This window comes from Clostridium celatum DSM 1785 (genome assembly GCF_000320405.1).
GTDB lineage: Bacteria > Bacillota > Clostridia > Clostridiales > Clostridiaceae > Clostridium > Clostridium celatum.
In genome coordinates, this window is sequence record NZ_KB291666.1 from 1 (window position 1) to 5,772 (window position 5,772).

General features: G+C 27.4%; 6 protein-coding genes, 1 tRNA gene and 1 pseudogene. 3 read left to right on the forward strand and 5 right to left on the reverse strand.

Features of this window, described 5'->3' with window-relative positions; genetic code table 11:
• Positions 1-42: 42 nt before the first annotated feature.
• From lgt to HMPREF0216_RS11985, 3 genes are all read right to left on the reverse strand, one after another.
• On the reverse strand, positions 43-810 hold the full coding sequence (lgt, locus tag HMPREF0216_RS11975; RefSeq protein ID WP_005214633.1) for a prolipoprotein diacylglyceryl transferase: 768 nt from the start codon (positions 808-810) through the stop codon (positions 43-45).
• A 2-nt stretch (positions 811-812) separates the two neighbouring features.
• Entirely contained in the window at positions 813-1,274 is a 462-nt protein-coding gene (locus tag HMPREF0216_RS11980) for a nucleoside deaminase (RefSeq protein ID WP_005214634.1), read from the reverse strand.
• Positions 1,275-1,456: 182 nt separating this feature from the next.
• Positions 1,457-2,701: an HlyC/CorC family transporter gene (locus HMPREF0216_RS11985; protein ID WP_040419829.1), complete on the reverse strand. Its 1,245-nt coding sequence runs from the start codon at positions 2,699-2,701 to the stop codon at positions 1,457-1,459.
• A 225-nt stretch (positions 2,702-2,926) separates the two neighbouring features.
• Between HMPREF0216_RS11985 and HMPREF0216_RS11990 the strand changes: the two are divergent.
• A pseudogene (locus tag HMPREF0216_RS11990) lies at positions 2,927-3,820 on the forward strand (DUF368 domain-containing protein).
• A gap of 50 nt (positions 3,821-3,870) precedes the next feature.
• Here HMPREF0216_RS11990 and HMPREF0216_RS11995 read toward each other — a convergent pair.
• Together HMPREF0216_RS11995 and HMPREF0216_RS16425 are read right to left on the reverse strand one after the other, a co-directional pair.
• Positions 3,871-3,942 (reverse strand) — tRNA-Arg (locus HMPREF0216_RS11995).
• A 51-nt stretch (positions 3,943-3,993) separates the two neighbouring features.
• Positions 3,994-4,875 carry a staygreen family protein gene (locus HMPREF0216_RS16425; protein ID WP_051040716.1) on the reverse strand — a complete coding sequence of 294 codons (882 nt, stop codon included), beginning with the start codon at positions 4,873-4,875 and terminating at the stop codon, positions 3,994-3,996.
• A 151-nt stretch (positions 4,876-5,026) separates the two neighbouring features.
• On the opposite strand from HMPREF0216_RS16425, the gene HMPREF0216_RS18175 reads away from it, so the two are divergent.
• Both HMPREF0216_RS18175 and HMPREF0216_RS18180 read left to right on the forward strand, forming a co-directional pair.
• Entirely contained in the window at positions 5,027-5,485 is a 459-nt protein-coding gene (locus tag HMPREF0216_RS18175) for a lysophospholipid acyltransferase family protein (protein WP_005214642.1), read from the forward strand.
• Entirely contained in the window at positions 5,469-5,741 is a 273-nt protein-coding gene (locus HMPREF0216_RS18180; RefSeq protein WP_005214643.1) for a lysophospholipid acyltransferase family protein, read from the forward strand. The genes HMPREF0216_RS18175 and HMPREF0216_RS18180 overlap by 17 nt, the downstream gene beginning before the upstream one ends.
• The last annotated feature ends 31 nt before the right edge of the window (positions 5,742-5,772 follow it).

Here is a 5,772-nt window from a genome sequence, read left to right on the forward strand (position 1 = left end):
AAAGATTGAAGTTAATATAACTTCAATCTTTTAGTATTAATTTTAAACTTCTTTCTTAGTTTTTCTAACTGACATAATAATAATTATTATTCCAAATACTATACCAGCTATACTTATTAATTGAGCTGTTCTTAAGCCTAATATCATTAAACTATCTGTTCTTAATCCCTCAATAAAAAATCTTCCTAAAGAATATAGTATCATATAGCTTCCAATTACAATACCATGCTGCTTCTTTTTTTTGTAAAGTATGAATACTAATATAACAAAAACTAATAAATCCCAAATTGATTCATATAAAAATGTTGGATGATAGTATGTTCCTTTTATAAGCATTCCATTTTGAATAAACTCTGGAAATTTACTTATAAAAGCTTCTGTTACAGGTCCACCATGAGCTTCCTGATTCATAAAATTTCCCCATCTCCCAATGGCTTGAGCTAATATAACTCCTGGCATTATCACATCTATATATTCAAAGAAATTTACCTTTCTAACTCTTGTAAATATATATGCAACCACTAATCCGCCAATAAGACCACCATGAATAGCCATTCCACCATTTCTTATATTTATTACATCCATAAAAGAATGATAATTTTTATATTCAAATGCAACATAATATAATCTTGCTCCTATAATGGCAAATGGAAAACTCCATAAAAAACCATCGATAATTAAATCAAAATCTAATTTTTTCTTTTTTGATAATAAATATGAAACTAAAAAAGCTACTAACACTCCTCCAGCAATTATAATTCCATACCATCTTATTGGTTGCCCAAAAACTTCAAATGCTACTGGATTCATCTTTATCTCTCCCCTTTGCTTATTACTTTTCTTCTTCTATTTTCAAAGAAATTACTCATTAAATCACTACATTCACTATTATAGCACCATTTTACTTCCACATAGGTATTAAAAATATCATAATCAAAAATATTTAAAATGGTTCCACAAGATCCCATATCTCTATTAAATGTACCTATATATAGTTTTGAAATTCTAGACTGTGCTATGGCTGAAGCACACATAGAACAAGGTTCTAATGTTACATACATTTCTGCTCCGCTAAGTCTCCAATCACCTAATACTCTACTAGCCTCTTCTATTGCTAATATTTCCGCATGAGCTATTGCTGATTTTAATGTTTCTTTCATATTATGTGATTTAGCTATTACCTCTCCATCCTTTACTATAATAGCACCAATAGGTACTTCCCCTTTCAAATATGCTTTCTTAGCTTCATCTAAAGCTAATTTCATATAATCCATTACCTATTTCTCCTTTATTTTACCAACGAGTTTACATTATATAAAAAATATTATGTGAATAAAAAAAGACAAGTGACAAATTAAAATATATTTGCCACCTGCCATTTTAAAATTTGTCTTTACAACTCTTAGCACTAATTAAATTTATTGCTTATATAATATCACCTTTATACAAATTTATTTTAAGTATATATTCTTACTTTTCTAATTCTATTTTTATCTATTTCTTCAACAACAAATCTAATATTATTTAAGTTCACTTCTTCTTTATTGTCAGGAAATCTTCCTAGTTCCCCTATTATTAGTCCTCCGACAGAATCAAATTCTTCAGACTCCATATTAACTCCAATTAAATCGCTAATATCATCTAACCTTGCACTTCCATCAACAATATACTCATCTTCTTTTACAACTTCAATTTCTTCGTTATAATCATCATATTCATCTTCTATATCACCAAAGACTTCTTCTATTAAGTCTTCTATCGTAACTATACCAACAGTTCCACCATACTCATCTAACACAACACTCATATGGTTTCTACTCTTTTTCATTTCATTAAATAATTCTTTAATCTTCTTAAATTCAAATGTATAATGTGGTTCCCTCATATAATCAGAAACCTTAAATCCTTCCTTATTTTGTCCTGCTATTATTAAATCTTTAACATTTAATACACCAACAATATCGTCTATAGTTTGATTATATACAGGAATTCTAGAGAATTGTTCTGTTTTTATTGTTTCAAGAACCTCTTCATAACTAGCATCTATATCTACAGCTATAATATCAACTCTTTGTACCATTACATCCTTAACTTGAGCATCAGCAAAATCAAAAACATTAAAAATCATTTCTTTTTCAACGTCTTCCAATACGCCTTCTTCTTCACTAACTCCAACCATTGTTTTTAACTCTTCTTCTGTTATAAATGGTTCATTTGCCTTTGGATCTCCACCTAATAATCTAATGAATCCACTTGATATAAATGTAAATATCCCTATAAAAGGCTTAAATACTTTTACTATTATACTTATTGGTTTACTAACCTTTAAAGAAACTTGTTCTGACTTTTGCTTTGCTATTGATTTTGGAGTAATTTCTCCAAATATAAGTACTAATACAGTCATTACAGCCGTTGCAATTCCAACTCCACTAGCGCCAAATATGTCAACAAATATTGTTGTTGCTAGTGCTGATGCAGCAATATTAACTATATTATTTCCTATTAATATGGCTCCTAATAACTTATTTGGGTCCTCCGTTAATTTTTCAACTAATTTAGCTCCCTTTACCTTCTCCTCAACCATATGCCTTATTCTTATTTTACTTAAGGATGTAAGAGCTGTTTCTGACATCGAAAAAAATCCAGACAATATCAGTAAAATTATAAGTATCATTATCTGCCACACTTGACTGGGTTCCAAAAAAATCACACTCCTAGAAATTTAATAAAATATTTTGATATTTATTATATCATACGTTAATACTATATGATATAATTTACCAATAAATAAACACAATTTTTACAATTACTTTCAATTTATTTTGATAGTATTTTTTTATAATATAATACTACTTATATATCTAGGCTATGCAAATTTATTAATTAGTATTATATTTTAACTTAACATATTTTTGAGGTGATAACTATGTATATTATTAATTTTATCCGTGGTTTTTTCATGGCATTAGCCGATAGTGTACCTGGAGTTTCAGGTGGTACTATTGCTTTTATATTGGGATTTTATGATGATTTTATAGGTTCATTAAATTCATTAATTTCAAGAGATAATATGGATAATTAAAAACACTCTTTATTCTTTTTAATAAAATTAGGAATTGGTTGGATCGTTGGAATGATATTATCAGTTCTGTTCCTATCATCTATATTTGATTCACAGATTTATAATATTAGTTCATTATTTACTGGATTTATAATCGTTGCAATACCATTAATTATTAAAGAAGAAAAAGATTCTTTAATGGGCAAATATAAAAATATTATCTTTACAGTAATAGGTGCTCTAATTGTAGTTTTAATAACTTACTTTAACCCATCTGGTGGTAATGGTGGTTTAAATCTTTCACTAGATAATTTAAATCTTGGATTAGGACTATTTGTATTTATAGCTGGTGCTATTGCTATATCTGCTATGGTATTGCCAGGAATATCTGGTTCAACATTATTATTAATATTTGGTCTATATACAGGAATAATAAATGCGGTAAAAGAAGTCTTAACATTGAATTTTTCATATCTACCAATCCTTATAATATTTGGACTAGGTGTAATTACAGGAATCTTAACTACTATCAAATTAATTAGATTCCTACTAAAGAAATATAGATCTGCAATGATTTATTTAATTTTAGGTTTAATGATTGGTTCAATATATGCAGTATTTATGGGACCTACTACATTAGAAATTCCTAAAGCGGCTATGAACTTCCAAAGCTTTAGCTGGGTATTCTTTATAATAGGTGGAGCTTTAATATTACTACTTGAAAAATCAAAAGATCTTTTAGAAAAAAAATCTAAATAATAAAAATGTAAAAAGCGATAAGAAGTTTAACTTCTTATCGCTTTTTACAGTACTCCCAACAGGAATCGAACCTGTATCTATCCCTTAGGAGGGGACTATTCTATCCATTGAACTATGAGAGCACATATTATATTTATATTTTATCACCTATTATCCTATGTCAATTTTTTCTACTATATTTTCCTTGGATTTTTTACATTCTTTACCTTTATATTTTTTTCATCTATTACAAATGTAATAATCATATTATTATAAAATGGTGGGTTTTTTCCTACTTTTAATCCTATAGTTATTTCATATTGTTCTGTGCATGGTCCATAGTTATTTGTAACTCTTGCATTTATAACCTCAGCTCTTTTTAAACAATAAGGCGTATTTTTGCCAAACAAAGTAAAAACTTCATTCCTTATATATCTATCTAAAATTGTAATTAAAGCATTTTCAATAATTCTATTCTTAGCTTTATTTTTATCATATGAATAAGGATTTGGTATTGGTATCGGTATTGGAGGTTGTGGAATTGGTATTACTGGTCCTGGAAGTGGAAAGACATTTTGATTATATGAGGAAGTAATATCTTGATTTTCTCCATCACTTCTCAATTTATCATAATTATAATCCTTTATATATCCCCAATCTTCTACACAATTATATTCATTTATCCCCGAGTTAAATTTAACTAAAACTTTAGCATCATATAACTCTTTATTATTTTCTATAAATAAATTATCACCACAAATAATTGCTTGTATTGCTATTGGAAGTTCTTCTCTAAATATTTTATCTCTTATTGTTGTATTTAAAATTCCTTCACCATTATCAAGCTGAACAGATAAAAGCAAGTAATATTTATCCTTTTTTACCCATATACCTAAAACTTCATCTCTTACTTTATAATCAATACTATCATTATCATATTCATTCCCTATAGTTAAAAATAATTCTCCCGTTTCATCTGAATGAGTTAATGTATATTTTCTTAATTCTGCAGGCTCCATTATACTTATTCCATTTTTTAAGCTCACTTTTAAATCTTTAGGATTAAATTTAAACAAGTTTTTGCACCTCATATATAAATACTTATAAAATCAATATATGAATAACCTTATAATTAGTTTATTATATTTTATACTTGTAATATCTTACTTTGAATGTATGTTTATAGTATACTTTACTTATATATTAAAATTTAGGAGTGACATTATTATGATAAGAACTATAATTTGGTTTATATGGTTTGCTTTAAGCTTAATAATAAGTATACCTTTTATGTTTAGAGTTAAATATTTAATCAAGAAAAATAAAATAAAAGAAAGCGAAGAACTAATATATAAATGTATTAATATTTGGGCTAAATCTCTATTAAAAATTGCTGGCGTTAAAGTAAATGTACACGGCGTTGAAAATATACCTAAAGATAAAGCTGTATTATTTGTAGGTAATCATCAAGGTAATTTCGATATTCCTATTTATATAACTCAAATACCTCAGCTTATTGGATTTATCGCCAAAATAGAAATAGAAAAGATTCCTCTAGTTAAAACTTGGATGTCATTTATGCATTGTGTATTCATGGATAGAAGTAATTTAAGAAAATCTGGCGAAGCTATAATAGAGGGAGTTAAAAACCTTAAAGCCGGAAACTCCTATGGTTATTTTCCCTGAAGGTACTAGAAGTAAGGGGGGCCCTATGAAGGAATTTAAAGCAGGTAGCTTTAAATTGGCTACTAAAGCAAAATGTCCTATAATTCCTGTTACTATGGATGGTTCTTATAAAATACTTGAGGCAAATGGCAAATGGATAAAACCAGCTACTGTTAACCTTTATTTCCATAAAGCAATTGAAACTGAAAATCTAACTAAAGAAGAGCAAGACTTACTTCCAAAGCAAGTTCATAATATAATTTCTAAAGTACTTTAAATAAAAAAATAAATGGTAAATGAAATTTAAA